This is a genomic window from Corallococcus sp. AB038B, from assembly GCF_003668955.1.
Classification (GTDB): Bacteria; Myxococcota; Myxococcia; order Myxococcales; family Myxococcaceae; genus Corallococcus; species Corallococcus exiguus.
Window position 1 is genome coordinate 539,711 of the sequence record NZ_RAWO01000005.1, and the last position, 17,080, is coordinate 556,790.

Genomic DNA, 17,080 nt, shown 5'->3' on the forward strand with positions numbered 1-17,080 from the left:
CGGTCCGGACCCATCCCCTTATTTGGAGCCCCCACTCATGAGGAACATCACGCTTCGCGGCACATTGGTCGTGCCGTTCCTTACGCTGTTAGGCCTGCTGTCGGGTTGCATCCTGGAGACGAACGGCGGCGGGTACTGGCCCGACGACGACTACGACTCCAGCTACGGCTGCTCCACCACGTCCGACTGCGGCTCGAACCAGTACTGTCACTCCGGTAGCTGCTGGGACCTGAACTCCGACTCCAAGAACTGCGTCTACTCCAGCGAGTGTCCCGGCACGCAGATGTGCATCAACGGCTGGTGCGCCCAGTCGTGCTACCGCGACTCGGAATGTGGCGCGGGCGGCCGCTGCAAGGACAACTTCTGTACCTCCTCCGGCACCAAGCCGGACGCGGGCACCACGGACGCGGGCACCAAGCCGGACGCCGGCACCAAGCCGGACGCGGGCACGGACGGCGGCACCAAGCCGGACGCGGGCACGGACGGCGGCACGAAGCCGGACGCGGGCTCCGACGCCGGCACCGCGGTCTGCCGGGTCAACTCTGACTGCGGCGCGGACCACTACTGCATCAACGGCGCGTGCCGTCAGCAGTGCGACAGGGACGACAAGTGCGGCCCGGGTGGCCTGTGCGTCCAGGGCCTGTGCCAGAAGCCGCCGACGGACCCGAACGCGTGCACCACGGAGGCCCAGTGCCCCTCGGGCCGCGACTGCGTGAACGGCCAGTGCCGCGCGCCCTGCTCCTCCACGACGGAGTGCTCGGCGGACACCAAGTGCGAAGTGGGCTACTGCCTGCCCATTCCGTCCGGCGGCCAGTGCACGGCGAACTGCGAGTGCCCGGCGGGCCAGGTCTGCAACAGCGGCCAGTGCAAGTCGCCGCAGCCGGACCCGGGCCAGGCGTGCCTCGCCAACTGCGACTGCCCCTCCGGTCAGGTGTGCACGAGCGGCTACTGCAAGGCGCCGGTGCCGGACGCGGGCTCGGGCAGCAACTGGTCCTGCACGGTGAACTGCGAGTGCCCGTCCGGTGAGGTCTGCACCAGCGGCAAGTGCAAGCTGCCTCCGCCGCAGCCGTCGAACGACGCGGGGACGTCCGGCACCGTGTGCCGCGCCAACTGCGAGTGCCCGGCGGGCCAGGCCTGCAACAGCGGCCAGTGCAAGCCGGTGAACCACGGCTCCGGCAAGGTCTGCCAGGCCAACTGCGAGTGCCCGTCTGGCGAGCGCTGCCAGGACAACGTCTGCTGGCTGTAGCCGTCAGCGGATGAAGCTCACCGCGAGGGGGCCACCATGCGCCAGCATCGGTGGATCTCCTTGCGGTGGAAGTCCTCGGGGATGGAGCGGGGGGTGATTTCCTCCACCTGCGCCATGTCCCGGGTCGCGGAGTCCTTCAGTTCGAAGCCCAGGAAGTTGGTGGAGAAGTAGAGGACGCCTCCGGGGGCCATGAGCGCCCGGAGGTGTTCCAGCATCCGCACGTGGTCGCGCTGCACGTCGAAGTTCCCCGACATCTTCTTCGAGGTGGAGAACGACGGCGGGTCGCAGACGATGAGGTCGTACTTGTCGTCCCCGTGCTTCGCCTGGTCCTCCAGCCACGCCTTCGCGTCCGCGCGGATGAGCACGTGGCGCGGGTCCGCCAGGCCGTTGAGGACCAGGTTGTCCTCCGCCCAGTCCAGGTACGTGTTGGACAGGTCCACGCTCACGCTGCCCGCCGCGCCACCGGCCGCCGCGTACACGGTGAAAGCGCCGGTGTAGGCGAAGAGGTTGAGGAAGTGCTTCCCTTTGGCCTCGCTGCGCACGCGGGCGCGGGTGTTGCGGTGGTCCATGAAGAGGCCGGTGTCCAGGTAGTCGCCCAGGTTCACCCAGAACTTGAGGCCCTGCTCCTCCACCACCAGCCGTTCGCTGCCCTCTCCCACGCGGCCGTACTGCGAGCGGCCCCAGGGCTGGGGCGTGTGCGTCTTCACGGACGTGCGCTCGGGCGGCACGCCCAGCACGGCGGTGACGGCGGCGAGCACTTCCGCGCGGTCCGCGTCCGCGTTCGCGCCCTTCGCGTGGGCCTTGCGGCGCGGGAACTCCACGACGTGGGCGTGGTCGCCGTAGACGTCCACGGCGTAGGAGTACTCGGGGATGTCCCTGTCATAGACGCGGAAGGCGGTGAGCCCCTGCGCGCGAGCCCACTTGCGCAGGCGCTTCGCGTTCTTGCGCAGGCGGTTCTCGAACATGCCACCCGCGCCCTGCGTCTCCTGTTTGCCTTCTTCCGACATGGCTCCCCTCATATTGCAGGCCGCCCCGGGGGCGGGGGAAAACCACGGCCCATGAGCGTGCGCGTCGAGAAGAACGGCCCCGTCACCACCGTCGTCCTCCACCGGCCGGAGGTCCGCAACGCAGTGGACGCCGACACGGCGCGCGAGCTGGCGGACGCCTTCCGTGCCTTCGACGCGGACCCCGATGCGCGCGTGGGCGTCCTCTACGGCGACGCGGGCACCTTCTGCGCGGGTGCGGACCTGAAGGCCGTGTCGGAAGGCCGCCTGCTGCGTCTGGAGCCGGACGGCGACGGGCCCATGGGACCTTCGCGCATGCGCCTGTCCAAGCCCGTGGTCGCGGCCATCAGCGGCCACGCGGTGGCGGGCGGCCTGGAGCTGGCGCTGTGGTGCGACCTGCGCGTGGCGGAGGAGGACGCGGTGCTGGGCGTCTTCTGCCGGCGCTGGGGCGTGCCGCTCATCGACGGGGGCACCGTGCGCCTGCCCCGGTTGATTGGCCTGTCGCGCGCCCTGGACCTCATCCTCACCGGCCGTCCCGTGTCCGCCTCCGAGGCGCTGGGCATGGGCCTGGTCAACCGCGTGGTGCCGAAGGGCGAGGCCCGGAGCGCCGCGGAAGCGCTGGCCACCCAGATTGCCGCCTTCCCGCAGGCCTGCATGAACGCGGACCGGGCCTCCGCCTATGCCCAGGGCGACCTGTCCTTCGAAGACGCGATGCGCCAGGAGTTCCAGGGCGGGGTGAAGGTGCTCCAGTCGGAGTCCCTCCCCGGGGCCACGCGCTTCGCGAAAGGCGCGGGCCGACACGGCCGCTTCGAGTAGGACGACTCCGGAGCAGGCTGGGAACGCTGCGCGGCCGGTGGGACTGTGTTAGTTCGCGAAGCCATGCGCTTCGACACGCTCGCCATCCACGCCGGCCAGGAGCCGGATCCCACCACCGGCGCCATCATGACGCCCGTGTACCTGACCTCCACCTACGTCCAGGACGGACCGGGGGAGCACAAGGGCTACGAGTACAGCCGCACGCAGAACCCCACGCGCAAGGCGCTGCAGGACTGCCTGGCCGCGCTGGAAGGCGCGAAGTACGGCGCCGCGTTCGCGTCCGGCCTGGCCGGCACGGACATGCTGATGCACATGCTGGAGTCCGGTGACCACGTCATCGTCTCCGACGACGTGTACGGCGGCACCTTCCGCATCTTCGACAAGGTGTGGAAGCGCGCGGGCCTGAACTTCTCCTTCGTGGACCTCTCCAAGCCGGAGAACTTCGAGGCGGCCATCACCCCGAAGACCAAGATGGTCTGGGTGGAGACGCCGACGAACCCGATGCTCAAGCTCATCGACCTGGCGCGCATCGCCGAGGTCGCCAAGAAGCGCGGCATCATCTCCGTCGCGGACAACACGTTCATGACGCCGTACTTCCAGAAGCCCCTCGACCTGGGCTTCGACGTCGTGGCGCACTCCACGACGAAGTACCTCAACGGCCACAGCGACGTGGTGGGTGGCTTCGTCTGCACCAGCCGCGATGACATCGCCGAGCGGATGTACTTCCTGCAGAACGCGGTGGGCGGCGTGTCCGGCGCCTTCGACAGCTTCCTGGTGCTGCGCGGCGTGAAGACGCTGCACGTGCGCATGGACCGCCACGCGCAGAACGCGATGAAGGTGGCCCAGTACCTGTCCACGCACAAGCAGGTGAAGAAGGTCACCTACCCGGGCCTGGAGACGCATCCGCAGTACGCGCTCGCCAAGCAGCAGATGACCGGCTTCGGCGGCATGCTGACGTTCGACATCCACGGCGGCCTGGAGGCGGCGCGCACCTTCCTCAAGACGGTGAAGGTCTTCGCCTGCGCCGAGTCCCTGGGCGGCGTCGAGTCCCTCATCGAGCACCCCGCCATCATGACTCACGCCTCCGTCCCCAAGGAGACGCGGGAGAAGCTGGGCATCCTGGACGGCTTCATCCGCCTGTCCGTCGGCATCGAGGACGCGCAGGACCTCATCGACGACCTCGCGCAGGCGCTCGACCGCGTGAAGTAGTCCCCGGCGCTCGCTCGCGCTCCAGGCAGCCTGGCCTGCCCTCCGGGGCAGGGGGAATGTTGGTTGGTACACAACGTTTCCGGCGCGATGCGTAACCGACTGCTTGGCCCCACCTGCCTCCTGGGCGCGTGGCTCGCGACTGGCTGCGAGTCTCCGCCCGTTCCCACTGACTCCGACGTTCCTCCGGCCGCGCTGCCGGAGTCGCTCTCCGCGTCCAACTGCAATCAGCTCGTCACCAAGACGGTGACGGCCAGCGGTGACGACGGCAACGTTCCCGGCAACACGCAGGACGACAACCTCTCCACGCGCTGGAGCGCGCAGGGGACGGGCGTCTGGCTCCAGATGGACCTGGGCTCGGCGCAGACGCTCACGGGCACCACCATCGCGTGGCACCGGGGCAACGAGCGCCAGAACCACTTCGTCGTCTCCACTTCCACCGACGGCGGCACCTTCACCCAGGCGTACGCGGGTGACAGCGCGCTCAACGCGGCCGCGCAGACCGTGGCGTTCTCCTCGCGCAGCGCGCGCTACGTGCGCATCACCGTCAACGGCAACACGGTGAACGACTGGAACTCCATCGCGGAGGTCCGTGCGTGCGCGGCCAGTGCGCCGCCGTCCTCCAGCGACTCCGGCCCCACGCTGCCTCGCCTGCCATACCTCCAAAGTGTGAAGCAGACGTCCGCCATCGTGGCCTTCCGCACCGCGAGCACCTGCAACCCCACGGTGCGCTACGGCGAGGGCACCAGCCTCACGTCCTCCGTCAGCGCGGGCATGTCCGGCACGCGCCACGCGGTGAAGCTGGACGGCCTGTCCGCGGGCCGCACCTACGGTTACGTGGTGGAGGCCTGCGGCAGCAAGACGGGCCTGCGCGGGTTCCAGACGTCCACGACGTCCTCGGCCACCAAGGCGCACTTCACCGCGATGGGTGACTTCGGCACTGGCGGCAGCATGCAGGCGAAGGTGATGGCGGTGATGAACACGCCGCAGTGGCGCTCGGAACTGCTGCTGGCCCTGGGCGACAACGCGTACCCGAACGGCACGGACGCGGAGTTCCAGGAGCACCTCTTCAAGCCCATGGCCGGGCTGCTGCGCGAAGTGCCCATGTTCGCCACGCCCGGCAACCACGAGTACGTGACGAACCAGGCGCAGCCCTACCTGGACAACATGTACCTGCCGGCCAACAACCCGCAGGGCTCCGAGCGCTACTACTCCTTCGACTGGGGCCCGGTGCACTTCATCTCCCTGGACTCCAACTGCGCGGTGGGCCTGGCGTCCGCGGACCGGTGCACGCTGGCGGCGCAGAAGGCGTGGGCGGAGTCGGACCTGGCCGCGAACACGCGCCCATGGACGGTGGCCTTCTTCCACCACCCGTCGTGGTCCAGCGGTGAGCACGGCTCGCAGCTCACCATGCGCCGCCAGTTCGGCCCGTTGTTCGAGAAGTACGGCGTGGACCTGGTGCTCACCGGACATGACCACGACTACGAGCGCAGCAAGCCCATGTACGGCGACAACGTGGCCTCCAGCACCCAGCGCGGCATTCCGTACCTCGTGGTGGGCAGCGGCGGCGCCACGCTGAGGCCCTTCGCCACCAGCCAGCCCGCGTGGACCGCGCTGCGCGACAACCAGGCCTACGGCTTCCTGGACGTGTCGGTGGACGGCGGCACGCTCACCGCGCGGCTGATCACCTCCAGCAACGCCGTGCGCGACACGCTGACGCTCAAGAAGACGTTGGCCAAGGCTTCGGTCCGCGGCGTCCAGGCCAGCGCGCTGGAGGAGCATGAAGCCGCCGCGGAGGAGGCGCACGACACGCCGCCGGGCCCCACGGACGACCGCGCCGAGCCGGTGTTGCGAGGCCCCGTGCCGCCCGCGGACACGCCGGAGTCCGTGGCCGACCCCGAAGAGCCGCTTCCGCAGTAGCCGCGAGACCCGCCGGAGGGTAGGGAAGGGCTGAACCGCCGGCGGGCCCGGCACCCACAGAAGGGACACCATGCGCTACTTCGAGGACTTCCCCGTCGGCGAAATCATGGAGCGGGGGCCGTACGTGGTGACGCGCGAGGAGATCATCGCGTTCGCGCGCCAGTTCGACCCCCAGCCCTTCCACATCGACGAGGATGCCGCCGGCAAGAGCATCTACGGCGGCATCATCGCCAGCGGCTGGCACACCGCCGCCATCTGCCACAAGCTCATGGTGGAGGGCCTGCTGGGTCAGGCCGCCGGCATGGGTTCGCCGGGCCTGGACGAGCTGCGCTGGAAGAAGCCGGTGCGCCCCGGTGACTCGCTCCGGATCCGCATCGAGACGCTGGAGGCGAAGCCCTCCACGAGCAAGCCGGACCGCGGCGCGCTCAAGCTGCGCCTGGAAGTCGTGAACCAGAATGGCGAGGTGGTGATGACGGAGGTGGCCAACGCCCTCTTCGCTCGCCGCCCTCCGTCCCCCTGACGGTTCAGCCAATCTCCACGGTGCAGTCCCCCAGCTCCAGCAGCAGGGGCTGCCGAGCGGGGACGCGCCACGTCTCGCCGGGCGTTGAAGACGTGGTGCCCCCGGCGGTCGTGGTGCCCTCCACCACCGTCACGACGTAGCAGGGGTGGTGGCCGCCGCCCACGGTCACCCGCACGTGGTGGGGCGCCACGCCGGGCCGGTCCACGACGACGGTGTTGGTGGGGTCGCTCCCCACGGTGAGCCCCGGCCTCCAGACCTCACGCCGGCCTCCGAGCAGCAGCTCCGCGAGCACCGTCCCGTCCTTCGTGCGCACGGTCACGGGCACCCGGTACCGCTCCACGCGCCAGTACACGATGGACGGGCTGAACGGCCGCGCGTCTCCCCACGCGAGCGTGCCCATGTCCGCGTCCAGGCGGACCGTCGCGAAGTTCTCGGGCACACGCAGCCACTCGCGCATGTCCGGGGTGAGGTCGGGAACGCGCGAGAGGTCCCAGTCGAAGAGGCAGGGCTCGAGGCTGGCCTCGCCCTCCATTCCGTCACTGAAGCGGATCCGAACAGTGAAGGGCGCGACACAGCGGGCTTCGAGAATCGTGGCGGCCATTTTGAGTTCCGGGGCTGACCTGGGTTACCAATACGCCCAAAGGAGAAGCCCATGTCCAACACCAATGAGGTCGTTCCTCCTCCGGCGCCCAGCCGGCTGAAGCGTCCCGTGGAAGTGGTGCGCGCGGAGCTGCTGGCGGATGCCGACGTGCAGCAGCAGGCGGAGATGCTGAAGATCCCCGTCGCGCAGTACGTGGAGAAGATCCTCGACTACGCCATCCACCCGGACAAGCCGCCCCAGTTGGAGATCATCCCCGACGAGGAGCTGAAGGCGCGCGACCCGAAGATCCCCACGGTGGATGAGATTGGCACCCACCTGCAGAAGATCATCGACGGGGAGATCGCCATCAGCCCCGCCCAGCAGCGCGACGGCTTCAGCAGCGACAAGAGCCACGAGCAGCGCTACAGCGCCGCGCTGGGTGCCACCGCCAAGCCCGGCCAGACCGTGGCCCCCAAGCCCGGGACCGCCGTGGATCCGGCGGAGGCCAAGAAGGGCCCCATCCGGGGCTGAAGTCGTCCCGCTAAAGCCTTGAAACTACAGGGCTTTGGGGTGGGTCACTCGGATAATCCCGGAACCGGAAACTTCTCCGGCGTTTCTCCGAGAATCCCACTGTCAGTCTCACTTCGAGGGCCCGCGCGGCCCTCCACGAAAAGGATCAGACCATGGGTGGCATCGGCAAGGCTCTCGGCAAGGTGATGGACATCGTCAAGCCGTTCGTGTCGGCGGTGAACCCGCTGCTCGGCGCGGCGATGGGCTTCGCCAGCGGTCTGATGCAGGGCAAGAACCCCCTCCAGGCGCTGCTGGGCGCGGCCACCGACCTCATCCCGGGCGGCGGCGTGCTCAAGAACGCGCTGGGGGCCTTCGCCGGCTCCGGCCTGATGGACGGTGCGGGCGGCAACAGCCTGCTGTCCGGCGCGCTGAACCTGGCGAAGGGCAAGAGCAAGGTCACCGACATCGTCGGCGACCTGTTCAAGGCCACCAAGAGCAACCCGCTCACCAACCTGGGCATGAACAACGCGACCGAGCTCGCCGCCCAGAAGATGTCCACGTTCCTGTCCTAGTCCATGAAGCCCGTTCGCTTCGACCCCAAGGTCCACCACGAACTGCTCAACCTGTGGCGCAAGCCGTGGGATGAGACGATGACGCCGGAGGCCCTGCCGGAATACGGCTTCGTGGTGCCGGAGAAGGCGGCGGGTTTCCTGTACCGCACGGACAGCTCGGTGGCGCTGATTGAAGGCATCATCGCCGCGCCCGGGCTGACCAAGGAGGACCGCAACGAGGCCGTCAACGCCATCGTCGCCGCCGTCCGCGACGAGGCCCGGAAACAGGGCTTCAAGCTGCTCCTCGGCTACTCGCAGCTGGATGCCATCAAGAACCGCGCGGAGCGCTTCGGCTTCATGCACGTGGGGCCGGGCTACCACATGGTGGCCCTGGACCTGACGAAGCCGGACCCCGCGGGACTCTGAAGAACCCGCAGCACCGCTCAAGAAACACGACGGGCCCGAAGGGAGGATGTCCTCCTCCTTCCGGGCCCGCGGTGTTTCAGGCGCTTGCGCCCGCGGCCTTAAGAGGCCGTGCGGTGCAGGTGGTCGATGAGGTCGATCTTCGTGACGATGGCGATGACCGTCTCTCCGTCCTTCACCACGGCCACGTTGTCGCGCGCGAAGATTTCACGCAGCCGGTCGATGCTGGCGTCGGCGGACACGGCACCCTGGAGCGGGGCGACGATGGGGTCGATGGCGTCCTGGAACTTCACCTTGTTGGCGACCAGGGCGTTGAGCAGGTCGTACTCGTGCACCATGCCCACGGCGCGCCCGTCGTCGGACACCACGGGCATCTGGCTGATGCCATGGCTGCGCATGGTCTCCACCACGCGGTCCACGCGGTCACCGCGCTTCGCGGTCTTCAGGTCGCGGGGCTTCGCGCCGATGATGTCGCGCACCGTGCCGGCGCCCTTCTCCTGCATGAAGCCGTTGTCGCGCATCCACTCGTCGGAGTGGAACTTGCTGATGTAGCTGCTGCCGGAGTCCGGGAGGACGACCACGATGGTCTTCCCCTTGCCGACCTCCTTCGCCAGCTGCACCGCCACGTGCACCGCCGCGCCGGACGAGCCGCCCGCGAAGATGCCCTCTTCGCGCGCGAGGCGACGAGCGGCGTTGAAGCACATGCGGTCATCGACCTGGCGCACGTCGTCCACGACCTTGAAGTCCATGGCGCCGCAGAGCATGTCCTCGCCAATGCCCTCGACCTTGTAGACGTGCGGCTCGGTGAGCTTGCCCGTCTTGAAGTAGCCCTCGTAGACGGAGCCTTCCGGATCCACGCCGACGTTCTTTAGGCCGGGGATCTTCTCCTTGAGGTACTTGCCGGCGCCGCTCATGGTGCCGCCGGTGCCCAGGCCGGACACGAAGTAGTCGAACTTGCCTTCGGTCTGCTCGAAGATCTCCGGACCCGTCGTGTGGTAGTGCGCCTCGATGTTGTCCGGGTTGTGGTACTGGTTCAGCATGAACGCGCCGGGCGTCTCCTTGGCCAGCCGCTTGGACGTCTCGTAGTAGCTGCGAGGGTCCTCCGCCGGAACGTTCGTCGGCGTGACGACGACCTGGGCGCCCATGGCCTTCAGGCGGTTGATCTTCTCCAGGGACATCTTGTCCGGCATGGTGAAGATGCACTTGTAGCCCTTCACCGCCGCCGCCAGCGCCACGCCCATGCCGGTGTTGCCGGACGTGTTCTCCACGATGGTGCCGCCGGGCTTGAGCTTCCCCTCCCGCTCGGCCTTTTCGATGATGTAGAGCGCCATGCGGTCCTTGATGGACGCGCCGGGGTTCATGAACTCGCACTTCACGAGCACGGTGGCGTCGTTCGGACCGACGAGCTTGTTGAGCTTCACCAGCGGCGTGTGGCCAATGGCGGTGAGGATGTTCTGTTGGATGTCCATCGTGCGTGGCTTCCCGAAAAAAGTGAGGGTCGGGGCCTTATATGTGCTCCGCCCTGTCAGGGGGAACATGCCCGAAGGCGGGCCCCTTCCTGACGCAGGATGCCGCGACCGGGTGGGCGTTTCCCCGGCCTCTCCAGGGCATGGCCCCCTGGATGTAGGGGCGAGGCTCCTCGTCGCGTAGGCGACAGGGCAGGCGTCCGCCGGGCGTGTGGCCCACGAGGGCTTTGACCCGTCGCGCCGTGCCTCCGATACTCGCGGGCGTCTTTCCCTTCCCCCTCTGGAGTACCCGCCCCCCATGGAACTTGAGGCCGCCCTTCGCGACCAGGTGGGACAGGCCATTGGCCGTCCCGTCCCCGATGCCCCCATCAAGAAGTTGAAGGGCGACGCGAGCAACCGCTCCTACTACCGCGTCGGCAGCGCCCCGGAGAGCTGGGTGCTGATGGTGATGCCGCCGGACGCGACGAAGAAGAGCGAGGAGGCCACCAAGGGCGAGCCCCCGAAGGAGCTGCCCTTCGTCAACGTGCACCGCTACCTGGAGAAGCTGGGTGTGCGCGTGCCGCGAATCCTCCGCTACGACGAGCCCGCCGGCATCATGGTGCTGGAGGACCTGAGCGACATCACCTTCGAGTCCGCGCTGGAGGGTGGCCGCCACAACCAGGCGCTCTACACGCGCGCGGTGGACCTGCTGGCGAAGCTGCGCGTGCAGGCGGAGAAGCAGCGCGACCCGGAGTGCCTGGCCTTCACGCGCGCCTTCGACGAGGACCTGTACGACTGGGAGCTGCACCACTTCCGCGAGTGGGGCCTGGAGGCCTGGAGCGGAAAGCTGCCCACGGACGCGGAGCGCGCGGAACTGGACGCCACGTTCCGGGACATCGCGAAGCAGCTGGCCGCCGCGCCGCGAGGCTTCACGCACCGCGACTACCAGAGCCGCAACATCATGGTGAAGGAGGGCGAGCTGGTGGTCATCGACTTCCAGGACGCGCTCCAGGGCCCTCGCCAGTACGACCTGGTGGCGCTGCTGCGCGACAGCTACGTGGAGCTGGACCGCGACTTCGTGGACACGATGCTGGACCGCTACATCGCCACGTTCGAGCAGGAGAGTGGGGAGAAGATCGACGCCAGGGAGTTCAAGGCGTTCTTCGATCTGCTCACCATCCAGCGCAAGCTGAAGGACGCGGGGCGCTTCGAGTTCATCAACCGCGTGAAGGGCAACCCGGGCTTCCTGGTGTCCATCCCGGCGTCGCTGCGCTACGTGAAGGCCGCGTTCGCGCGCCGGCCGGAGCTGGCGCCGCTGCAGAAGCTGGTGGCGAAGTACGTGCCCGAGCTGGCGGCCTGAAGACATGAAAGCGATGGTCCTCTGCGCGGGCCTGGGCACGCGCCTGCGCCCGCTCACGGAGCGCTGGCCCAAGCCGGCCATGCCGTTCCTCGGGCAGCCGCTGCTGCGCTACCACCTGGCGGTGCTGAAGGCCGCGGGCGTGACGGCGGTGGGCATCAACACGCACCACCTGCCGGACACGATGGCGGCGGTGGCTCGCGCGGAGTGCGAGCGCGCGGGGCTGCCGCTGCACGTGGTGCACGAGCCGGTCATCCAGGGCACGGGCGGAGGCATCCGCGGCCTGCGCGACTTCCTCTCCGGCGAGGACTTCCTCGTGTTCAACGGGGACATCCTCTTCCCGGTGGACCTGAAGCCCGTGGTCGCGGCGCACCGTGAGTCCGGCGCGGTGGCGACGATGGTGCTGCTGCCCATGCCGGAAGGGGAGAAGTACGCGGCGGTGGAGGCGGACGCGGGCGGGCAGGTGCGCCGCATCGCGGGGTACGGACCGGGCGGCGACGGCCTGCGTCCATGGCACTTCACGGGTGTGCACGTGATGTCCCCCAGCGTGTTCGACTTCATGACGGCCGAAGGTCCCGAGGACATCAACCGCGAGGTCTACGTGCGGGTGATGCAGGCGGGGCTCCAGGTGCGGGGGCACGCGGTGGATGCGTACTGGTCCGACCTGGGCATGCCGTCGCGCTACCTGGCCACGGTGCGGGACGTGCTCGAAGGGCGCGTGCCGTTGCAGGCGCTGGGGAAGGACTCACCGCTCCAGGAGCTGAAGGCCGGGGCTGATGGAGCCTGGGTGCACCCGGAAGCCCGCGTGGCAGGGACGGTGCGCGGGCCCGCGTACGTGGGAGCGGGCAGCGTGGTGGACGCGGGAGCCACCGTGGGCCCGGGCGTGTCGGTGGGCCCGGGAGCGCGGGTGGGGCAGGGCGCGAAGCTGGAGCGCTGCGCCGTGTTCGAGGAGACGCAGGTGTCACCCGGTGAGGCACTCACCGAGGTGCTCGCGTGGGGCCCGCACCGGGTGCCCGCGCCGCTCGCCGGGCGCTGAGCCCACAAGGGCTCACGGTCTGGCGGCGACCTTGTCCACCTTCACGTTGGAGCCATCCTGTTTCCAGGTGGCTTCCAGCGTGAGGCGGGGACCGAACGTCACGCGCAGCTTCTGTCCCTGCGTGGCCCAGGTGATCTTCGGGGCGTCGTCCATGCCGTCCTCCGGGCGCTCCGCCACGACGTGCTCCTCCGCGTCCGTGATGCCGCTGTCGCAGTCGTTCCAGGACAGCAGGACCGTGCTCTTGGGACCCTGCTTCTCCATGCGCACGAGCCGCAGCGTGACCGTCGTCGCGCCACCGCAGGCCCCGCTGGTGTAGCGGCCCATCATGGGCTCCTCGCTCTTCTCCACGAGCCCGGGCGTGCCGTCCTTGAACCGGAACGTCTCCACCCCATCGTTGGACACGACAGCGCGCAGGTCGCCCGGTGCTCGGGTGAGGTACAGCGTCGTTGGGGCGTCCGCGGTCTTCACCGGGACGCGCGAGGTGCCTTCGCCCAGGAACGCGGCGGGCGCGCCGAAGACGCTGGCCTGCGGGCGGTACTCGGTGACGGCATCGAGCGTCACGGCGCAGATGCGCAACTGGTAGCTCTCGGGAGAGGCGCGCAGCACCCGCACTCCGGTCCACGTCTTGCCGGTGCGCAGGAAGTAGGGCGGCAGCTCGTCGAAGGCCTGCTTCGCGCCCGGGCCCACGGACGCGGGTTGGCCCAGCTCCGGGACGCCCTCCACCAGCTTCACGGTGAGCGGCTTCGCGAGCTTCACGGTCCGCAATGTCTCCGCGTCGCCCCACTTGGGGGCCGGATGCGTGGAGCGCAGCGCCTCCTTCGTGCCCGCTGCGCCCGCGTCGATGGCATCTACCCGGACGCGCAACGTGCGCACGCCGTCCTTCGGAACGAAGAGCAGCGCTCCAGGCTGGAGCACCGCGCGCACGTGATAGCCCGTGGCTGTCTTCCGGGCCTCGTAGCGCACGTCGCCTTCGCCCAAGGCCGGGGACAGGCCCGGGTAGCGCTCCAGGTCGTAGAGCACGGGGGCTCGGCCGTCCGGGAAGAAGCCCAGGTGCGCCAGTCCCGTCAGGACCCGGGTGCGTTTGGGCGACGTGCCCAGCGACTCGCGCGCGGCGCGGTTGTCCTCGTCGCAGCCTTCGTCCGCCATGCCGGAGTCATCCAGGGTGCCCGGGTCCTTTCCCTGGATGATGGCGGCCAGCGCCTTCGGGTCGTCCTTGCCGCGCACCGTGAAGAGCTTCCCTGCCGGCGACGTGGTGACGACTCGCGACGGCATCAGCGCGTCGGGCGCCTCCAGCCCGAACCACACCTCCACGTGGTCCGAGTGCACGTCGTCCGTCGCGGCCGACGGCGTCGTGTCCACCACCTCCACGTCCAGCACCAGCTGCTGCCCGTCCGAGACGAGCGTCGCGACCGACGCGGGGGCCTTTCCACCGGAGCCTCCCAGCGGCTGGGAGAAGTCAGGCGGGGCCGCCATCAACAGCAGGCCGGTCAGCAGGTTCCAGGACATGGGGACTCCTCAAGACGAAGGCCCGCGCTCCTTGGGGAGCACGGGCCTTCACGCGTCCAGATGGGACGGGTCGCTCAGGCGGCGTGGTATCGCGCGAGCACGCAGGTGACGTTGTCGTTGCCGCCCGCCGCGTTGGCCAGGTCGATGAGCTGGCCGCACGCCTTCTCCAGCTCCGGCGTGCGCGACAGGATGTCCTGCATCTGCGCGTCGGTGATCATGCCGCTCAGGCCGTCCGAGCACAGCAGGAAGACGTCGTTCTCCAGCGGATCCACGCGGGTGACGTCCACCTGCACCTGCTCCTTCATCCCCAGCGCCCGGACGATGACGTTCTTGTGGGGGAAGTTCTCGATCTCCTCCGGCGTGAGCTTCTTCGCCTTGAGGTAGTCGTTGAGCAGCGAGTGGTCCTCCGTCACCTGCTGGAGCATCCCGCCGCGGAAGAAGTACACGCGGCTGTCGCCCACGTGGCCCACGTAGACGCCGTTCTCCGCGAAGTGCACGGACACGATGGTGGTGCCCATGCCCTTGTACTTGGTGTCCACCGTGGCGCGCTCGAAGATGCGCGCGTTCGCCAGCTTGATGCCGGTGGCCAGGCGGTTCTCGTCGTAGTTGCGCTGCTTGTCCATCTTGAAGGGCCAGGTGGCGTCCTGGTCCTTGGACGTGAGGCGGAAGAACTCACCCAGCTCGTCTACCGCGATGCGGCTGGCGATCTCTCCGGACGAGTGACCGCCCATGCCGTCCGCCACGACCATGAGGTTCTCCTCGGGGAGCACGAGGTAGTTGTCCTCGTTGTGGTTCCGCTTCATCCCGACGTGGGTGCTGCCAGCGACCTCGATGCGCATGCGAAGGGACTCTTCCGGGGAGAGGCGTGAAAATCGGGGCGCGACGTTAACAAAGCGCTCCAAAAGGGGTCAAAAACCTCTCGCCTGTCCCAGCATTCCCCCCTGCGGGTACGGGTGGGTGGGACGGCACGGGCCCCTGGCCCCCTAGGCGCCCGGGGGCTCTCCGGGGCCGAAAACCAGGCGGTCGCCCTCCTGGGTGCCGCTGGCCAGGAGGACCCCGGCGGGTAATTCCAGGACGGAGCGGGCCTTGAAGTAGATGGACGAGGTCCGCCAGGGAGGCATGGCGGACAGTTGCTTGACGATGCGCCCTTCCGCGTCCAGGAAGGCGACGTCGATGGGGATGCGCATGAAGAAGGTGTGGATGGAGTTGCAGGGCTCGATGTGCATCCCGCCCCCCATGGGCAGCGAGGCGCGGCCCATGAGCCCCTGGAAGCGCTGGACGAAGGACTCGGCGCGTTCGGCGCGGTCTGCGAGCAGCCGCTGCCGCGTTTCGTTGGTCACCCTCCAGTGCATGTCCGGTGTTCTATCCCATGCTTGAGCCCCTGGCGTCCCCCCTGCACCTGGTCCTCGTCTCCCCGCAGATTCCGCCCAACACCGGCAACGTGGCCCGGCTGTGCGCGGTGACCGGCTGCCGGCTCATCCTGGTGGAGCCCCTGGGGTTCTCCATCGACGACCGGAACCTGAAGCGGGCGGGGCTGGACTACTGGGACAAGGTGTTCCTGAAGCTGTACCCGACCTACGACGCCTATGTAGCGGAGTACCCCCAGGCCCGGCGGTGGCTGTTCTCCGCCCGGGCGGAGACGTCGCTGTACGCGGCGCGGTTCGAGCCAGGGGACCACCTGGTGTTCGGCTCGGAGGTGACGGGGCTGTTGCCGGAGGTGATGGAGGGGGGGACGGGGACGCCGGTGACCATCCCGATGCTTCCGGAGCGCCGGAGCTTGAATCTTTCGACCTCGGTGGGGATTGGCGCCTACGAGGCGCTGCGTCAGGTGCAGCTGGGGACTGCGGCCAGGCAGGCACCGCCGTCGAATTGAGGGTCGAGCGGGACGGGCTACACTCCGTGGCCGAATGTCCGCCTCGCAGGTCGCCGAAGCGCTGTATGCCGCCCACAAGTCCCGAGCCACCGGCCGGCTGACGCTGCACGCCGGTGGACGTGAGTCCGCGCTGTGGCTGCGCGAGGGCGACCTGGTGGGCGCGAAGCTGGGCTTCGGCTACCAGACGCCGGCGCAGGCGCTCTTCCAGAACGGGTTGTTGGGTGTGGACGCCCTGGACGCGCTGTGGGCGCGGGGTGGGGCGGCGGCGCCGGACGAGGAGCTGCTGGAGGACAGCGGGCTGCGGCCCGCGGTGGTGCACGAGCAGCAGGTGCTGGCGCAGGTGCGGCGGCTGAGCGAGCTCGCGGAGCGCGCGGACTTCGAGGCGGAGTCGGTGGACGCGGTGGGGGATTTCGCGCCCATCGCGGGAGTGCGGGTGGTGCGGGCGGCGCTGGAGCCGGCGCCCAGTGAGTCCGTGCCCGCGAGGGTCTACCGCTGCCCGGAGGTGGCGGCGTGCGAGCCGTGGCTGACGGATGCGTCGGAGCGGAGCCTGTTGGAGACGCTCGGGGCGTTCCGAAGGCCGGAGTCGCTGACGGGGGCACAGCAGGCGCTGCTGCGGGTGCTGGAGCGCGAGGGCCGCATCGAGGCCCTGTCGGTGGAGGAGTGGGAGGAGCGCGAGCGGCTTCGGCGCGAGGAGGAGCTGCGGCAGGCGGAGGAGGAAGCCTGGGCCATCGAGGAGGCGCGCCGCCGCGAGGAGGCGGAGCGGCTCGCGGCGGAGGCTCGGCTGGCGGAGCTGGCGCGGCTGGAGGCGGAGCGGCTGGCGGAGGAGGCTCGGCTCGCGGAAGAGGCTCGGCTGGCGGAGCTGGCGCGCATCGAGGCGGAGCGGCTGGCGGAGGAGGCTCGGCTCCGGGAGCTGGAAGAGGCTCGGCTGGCGGAGGAGGCACGGCTCCGGGCGGAGGAGGAAGCGCGGCGGAGGCGGAGGCGGCGAGCGCCGTCCGTCCGGCCCCATGGTGGTCGTGAAGCGGGCCTCGGGCTCCATCGAGACGCGCGCGCTGGAGGGTGAGAAGCCCGCCGAGGCGACCGCGACCGC

18 protein-coding genes are annotated in these 17,080 nt (G+C 69.3%); 12 read left to right on the forward strand and 6 right to left on the reverse strand.

All coding sequences use genetic code 11. The annotated features are described in order from the left end of the window. The first annotated feature begins 37 nt into the window (after positions 1–37). The gene (locus D7Y04_RS23660; RefSeq protein ID WP_121760765.1) at positions 38–1,246 is read left to right on the forward strand and encodes a Dickkopf N-terminal cysteine-rich domain-containing protein; all 1,209 of its coding nucleotides are present in this window, start codon (positions 38–40) and stop codon (positions 1,244–1,246) included. A gap of 17 nt (positions 1,247–1,263) precedes the next feature. Here the strand turns inward: D7Y04_RS23660 and D7Y04_RS23665 are convergent, their stop codons facing one another. Further along, positions 1,264–2,253 (reverse strand): class I SAM-dependent methyltransferase, encoded by a 990-nt coding sequence (locus D7Y04_RS23665; protein WP_121760766.1) that lies wholly within the window; start codon positions 2,251–2,253, stop codon positions 1,264–1,266. Between the two features lie 51 nt (positions 2,254–2,304). Between D7Y04_RS23665 and D7Y04_RS23670 the strand changes: the two genes are divergently transcribed. The 4 genes from D7Y04_RS23670 (at position 2,305) to D7Y04_RS23685 (ending at position 6,712) form a co-directional block, all read left to right on the forward strand. Beyond that, positions 2,305–3,066, forward strand: coding sequence for a crotonase/enoyl-CoA hydratase family protein (locus tag D7Y04_RS23670; RefSeq protein WP_121760767.1), 762 nt, complete (start codon positions 2,305–2,307; stop codon positions 3,064–3,066). Positions 3,067–3,129: 63 nt separating this feature from the next. After that, a complete protein-coding gene (locus tag D7Y04_RS23675) occupies positions 3,130–4,275 on the forward strand; it encodes a cystathionine gamma-synthase (RefSeq protein ID WP_120598110.1) in 1,146 nt (381 codons plus the stop codon). Between the two features lie 87 nt (positions 4,276–4,362). Continuing rightward, positions 4,363–6,192 (forward strand): discoidin domain-containing protein, encoded by a 1,830-nt coding sequence (locus D7Y04_RS23680; protein WP_121760768.1) that lies wholly within the window; start codon positions 4,363–4,365, stop codon positions 6,190–6,192. Positions 6,193–6,262: 70 nt separating this feature from the next. Next, the gene (locus tag D7Y04_RS23685) at positions 6,263–6,712 is read left to right on the forward strand and encodes a MaoC family dehydratase (protein WP_120578608.1); all 450 of its coding nucleotides are present in this window, start codon (positions 6,263–6,265) and stop codon (positions 6,710–6,712) included. A gap of 4 nt (positions 6,713–6,716) precedes the next feature. Here the strand turns inward: D7Y04_RS23685 and D7Y04_RS23690 are convergent, their stop codons facing one another. Beyond that, on the reverse strand, positions 6,717–7,313 hold the full coding sequence (locus D7Y04_RS23690) for an FHA domain-containing protein (protein WP_121760769.1): 597 nt from the start codon (positions 7,311–7,313) through the stop codon (positions 6,717–6,719). A 51-nt stretch (positions 7,314–7,364) separates the two neighbouring features. Between D7Y04_RS23690 and D7Y04_RS23695 the strand changes: the two genes are divergently transcribed. The 3 genes from D7Y04_RS23695 (at position 7,365) to D7Y04_RS23705 (ending at position 8,779) form a co-directional block, all read left to right on the forward strand. After that, positions 7,365–7,823, forward strand: a complete 459-nt coding sequence (locus tag D7Y04_RS23695) for a hypothetical protein (RefSeq protein ID WP_121760770.1) — start codon at positions 7,365–7,367, stop codon at positions 7,821–7,823. A 152-nt stretch (positions 7,824–7,975) separates the two neighbouring features. Next, positions 7,976–8,374: a hypothetical protein gene (locus D7Y04_RS23700; protein WP_120578606.1), complete on the forward strand. Its 399-nt coding sequence runs from the start codon at positions 7,976–7,978 to the stop codon at positions 8,372–8,374. Positions 8,375–8,377: 3 nt separating this feature from the next. Then, positions 8,378–8,779, forward strand: a complete 402-nt coding sequence (locus tag D7Y04_RS23705) for a hypothetical protein (protein ID WP_120578605.1) — start codon at positions 8,378–8,380, stop codon at positions 8,777–8,779. A 98-nt stretch (positions 8,780–8,877) separates the two neighbouring features. On the opposite strand, the gene D7Y04_RS23710 is transcribed toward D7Y04_RS23705, so the two are convergent. After that, on the reverse strand, positions 8,878–10,245 hold the full coding sequence (locus D7Y04_RS23710; RefSeq protein WP_120598115.1) for a pyridoxal-phosphate dependent enzyme: 1,368 nt from the start codon (positions 10,243–10,245) through the stop codon (positions 8,878–8,880). 295 nt (positions 10,246–10,540) lie between these two features. Between D7Y04_RS23710 and D7Y04_RS23715 the strand changes: the two genes are divergently transcribed. Both D7Y04_RS23715 and D7Y04_RS23720 read left to right on the forward strand, forming a co-directional pair. Further along, positions 10,541–11,581 carry an aminoglycoside phosphotransferase family protein gene (locus tag D7Y04_RS23715; protein ID WP_120578603.1) on the forward strand — a complete coding sequence of 347 codons (1,041 nt, stop codon included), beginning with the start codon at positions 10,541–10,543 and terminating at the stop codon, positions 11,579–11,581. Positions 11,582–11,585: 4 nt separating this feature from the next. Further along, the gene (locus D7Y04_RS23720; protein WP_121760771.1) at positions 11,586–12,614 is read left to right on the forward strand and encodes an NDP-sugar synthase; all 1,029 of its coding nucleotides are present in this window, start codon (positions 11,586–11,588) and stop codon (positions 12,612–12,614) included. A gap of 12 nt (positions 12,615–12,626) precedes the next feature. On the opposite strand, the gene D7Y04_RS23725 is transcribed toward D7Y04_RS23720, so the two are convergent. The 3 genes from D7Y04_RS23725 to D7Y04_RS23735 form a co-directional block, all read right to left on the reverse strand. Continuing rightward, positions 12,627–14,120: a hypothetical protein gene (locus D7Y04_RS23725; RefSeq protein WP_121760772.1), complete on the reverse strand. Its 1,494-nt coding sequence runs from the start codon at positions 14,118–14,120 to the stop codon at positions 12,627–12,629. 74 nt (positions 14,121–14,194) lie between these two features. After that, positions 14,195–14,959 (reverse strand): Stp1/IreP family PP2C-type Ser/Thr phosphatase, encoded by a 765-nt coding sequence (locus D7Y04_RS23730; RefSeq protein ID WP_120578600.1) that lies wholly within the window; start codon positions 14,957–14,959, stop codon positions 14,195–14,197. 144 nt (positions 14,960–15,103) lie between these two features. Further along, positions 15,104–15,472, reverse strand: a complete 369-nt coding sequence (locus tag D7Y04_RS23735) for a DUF192 domain-containing protein (RefSeq protein WP_120578599.1) — start codon at positions 15,470–15,472, stop codon at positions 15,104–15,106. 17 nt (positions 15,473–15,489) lie between these two features. Here D7Y04_RS23735 and D7Y04_RS23740 point away from each other — a divergent pair, with 17 nt between their 5' ends. Together D7Y04_RS23740 and D7Y04_RS23745 are read left to right on the forward strand one after the other, a co-directional pair. Continuing rightward, entirely contained in the window at positions 15,490–15,993 is a 504-nt protein-coding gene (locus D7Y04_RS23740; protein WP_014398831.1) for a tRNA (cytidine(34)-2'-O)-methyltransferase, read from the forward strand. Between the two features lie 34 nt (positions 15,994–16,027). Continuing rightward, positions 16,028–17,053: a hypothetical protein gene (locus D7Y04_RS23745; protein WP_233601548.1), complete on the forward strand. Its 1,026-nt coding sequence runs from the start codon at positions 16,028–16,030 to the stop codon at positions 17,051–17,053. Positions 17,054–17,080 lie beyond the last annotated feature (27 nt).

Excerpts from the sequence above, each read along its gene's own strand:
- D7Y04_RS23660 (WP_121760765.1), top strand. The coding sequence starts at position 38 with ATGAGGAACATCACGCTTCGCGGCACATTGGTCGTGCCGTTCCTTACG.
- D7Y04_RS23665 (WP_121760766.1), bottom strand. The coding sequence starts at position 2,253 with ATGTCGGAAGAAGGCAAACAGGAGACGCAGGGCGCGGGTGGCATGTTC.
- D7Y04_RS23670 (WP_121760767.1), top strand. The coding sequence starts at position 2,305 with ATGAGCGTGCGCGTCGAGAAGAACGGCCCCGTCACCACCGTCGTCCTC.
- D7Y04_RS23675 (WP_120598110.1), top strand. The coding sequence starts at position 3,130 with ATGCGCTTCGACACGCTCGCCATCCACGCCGGCCAGGAGCCGGATCCC.
- D7Y04_RS23680 (WP_121760768.1), top strand. The coding sequence starts at position 4,363 with ATGCGTAACCGACTGCTTGGCCCCACCTGCCTCCTGGGCGCGTGGCTC.
- D7Y04_RS23685 (WP_120578608.1), top strand. The coding sequence starts at position 6,263 with ATGCGCTACTTCGAGGACTTCCCCGTCGGCGAAATCATGGAGCGGGGG.
- D7Y04_RS23690 (WP_121760769.1), bottom strand. The coding sequence starts at position 7,313 with ATGGCCGCCACGATTCTCGAAGCCCGCTGTGTCGCGCCCTTCACTGTT.
- D7Y04_RS23695 (WP_121760770.1), top strand. The coding sequence starts at position 7,365 with ATGTCCAACACCAATGAGGTCGTTCCTCCTCCGGCGCCCAGCCGGCTG.
- D7Y04_RS23700 (WP_120578606.1), top strand. The coding sequence starts at position 7,976 with ATGGGTGGCATCGGCAAGGCTCTCGGCAAGGTGATGGACATCGTCAAG.
- D7Y04_RS23705 (WP_120578605.1), top strand. The coding sequence starts at position 8,378 with ATGAAGCCCGTTCGCTTCGACCCCAAGGTCCACCACGAACTGCTCAAC.
- D7Y04_RS23710 (WP_120598115.1), bottom strand. The coding sequence starts at position 10,245 with ATGGACATCCAACAGAACATCCTCACCGCCATTGGCCACACGCCGCTG.
- D7Y04_RS23715 (WP_120578603.1), top strand. The coding sequence starts at position 10,541 with ATGGAACTTGAGGCCGCCCTTCGCGACCAGGTGGGACAGGCCATTGGC.
- D7Y04_RS23720 (WP_121760771.1), top strand. The coding sequence starts at position 11,586 with ATGAAAGCGATGGTCCTCTGCGCGGGCCTGGGCACGCGCCTGCGCCCG.
- D7Y04_RS23725 (WP_121760772.1), bottom strand. The coding sequence starts at position 14,120 with ATGTCCTGGAACCTGCTGACCGGCCTGCTGTTGATGGCGGCCCCGCCT.
- D7Y04_RS23730 (WP_120578600.1), bottom strand. The coding sequence starts at position 14,959 with ATGCGCATCGAGGTCGCTGGCAGCACCCACGTCGGGATGAAGCGGAAC.
- D7Y04_RS23735 (WP_120578599.1), bottom strand. The coding sequence starts at position 15,472 with ATGCACTGGAGGGTGACCAACGAAACGCGGCAGCGGCTGCTCGCAGAC.
- D7Y04_RS23740 (WP_014398831.1), top strand. The coding sequence starts at position 15,490 with ATGCTTGAGCCCCTGGCGTCCCCCCTGCACCTGGTCCTCGTCTCCCCG.
- D7Y04_RS23745 (WP_233601548.1), top strand. The coding sequence starts at position 16,028 with ATGTCCGCCTCGCAGGTCGCCGAAGCGCTGTATGCCGCCCACAAGTCC.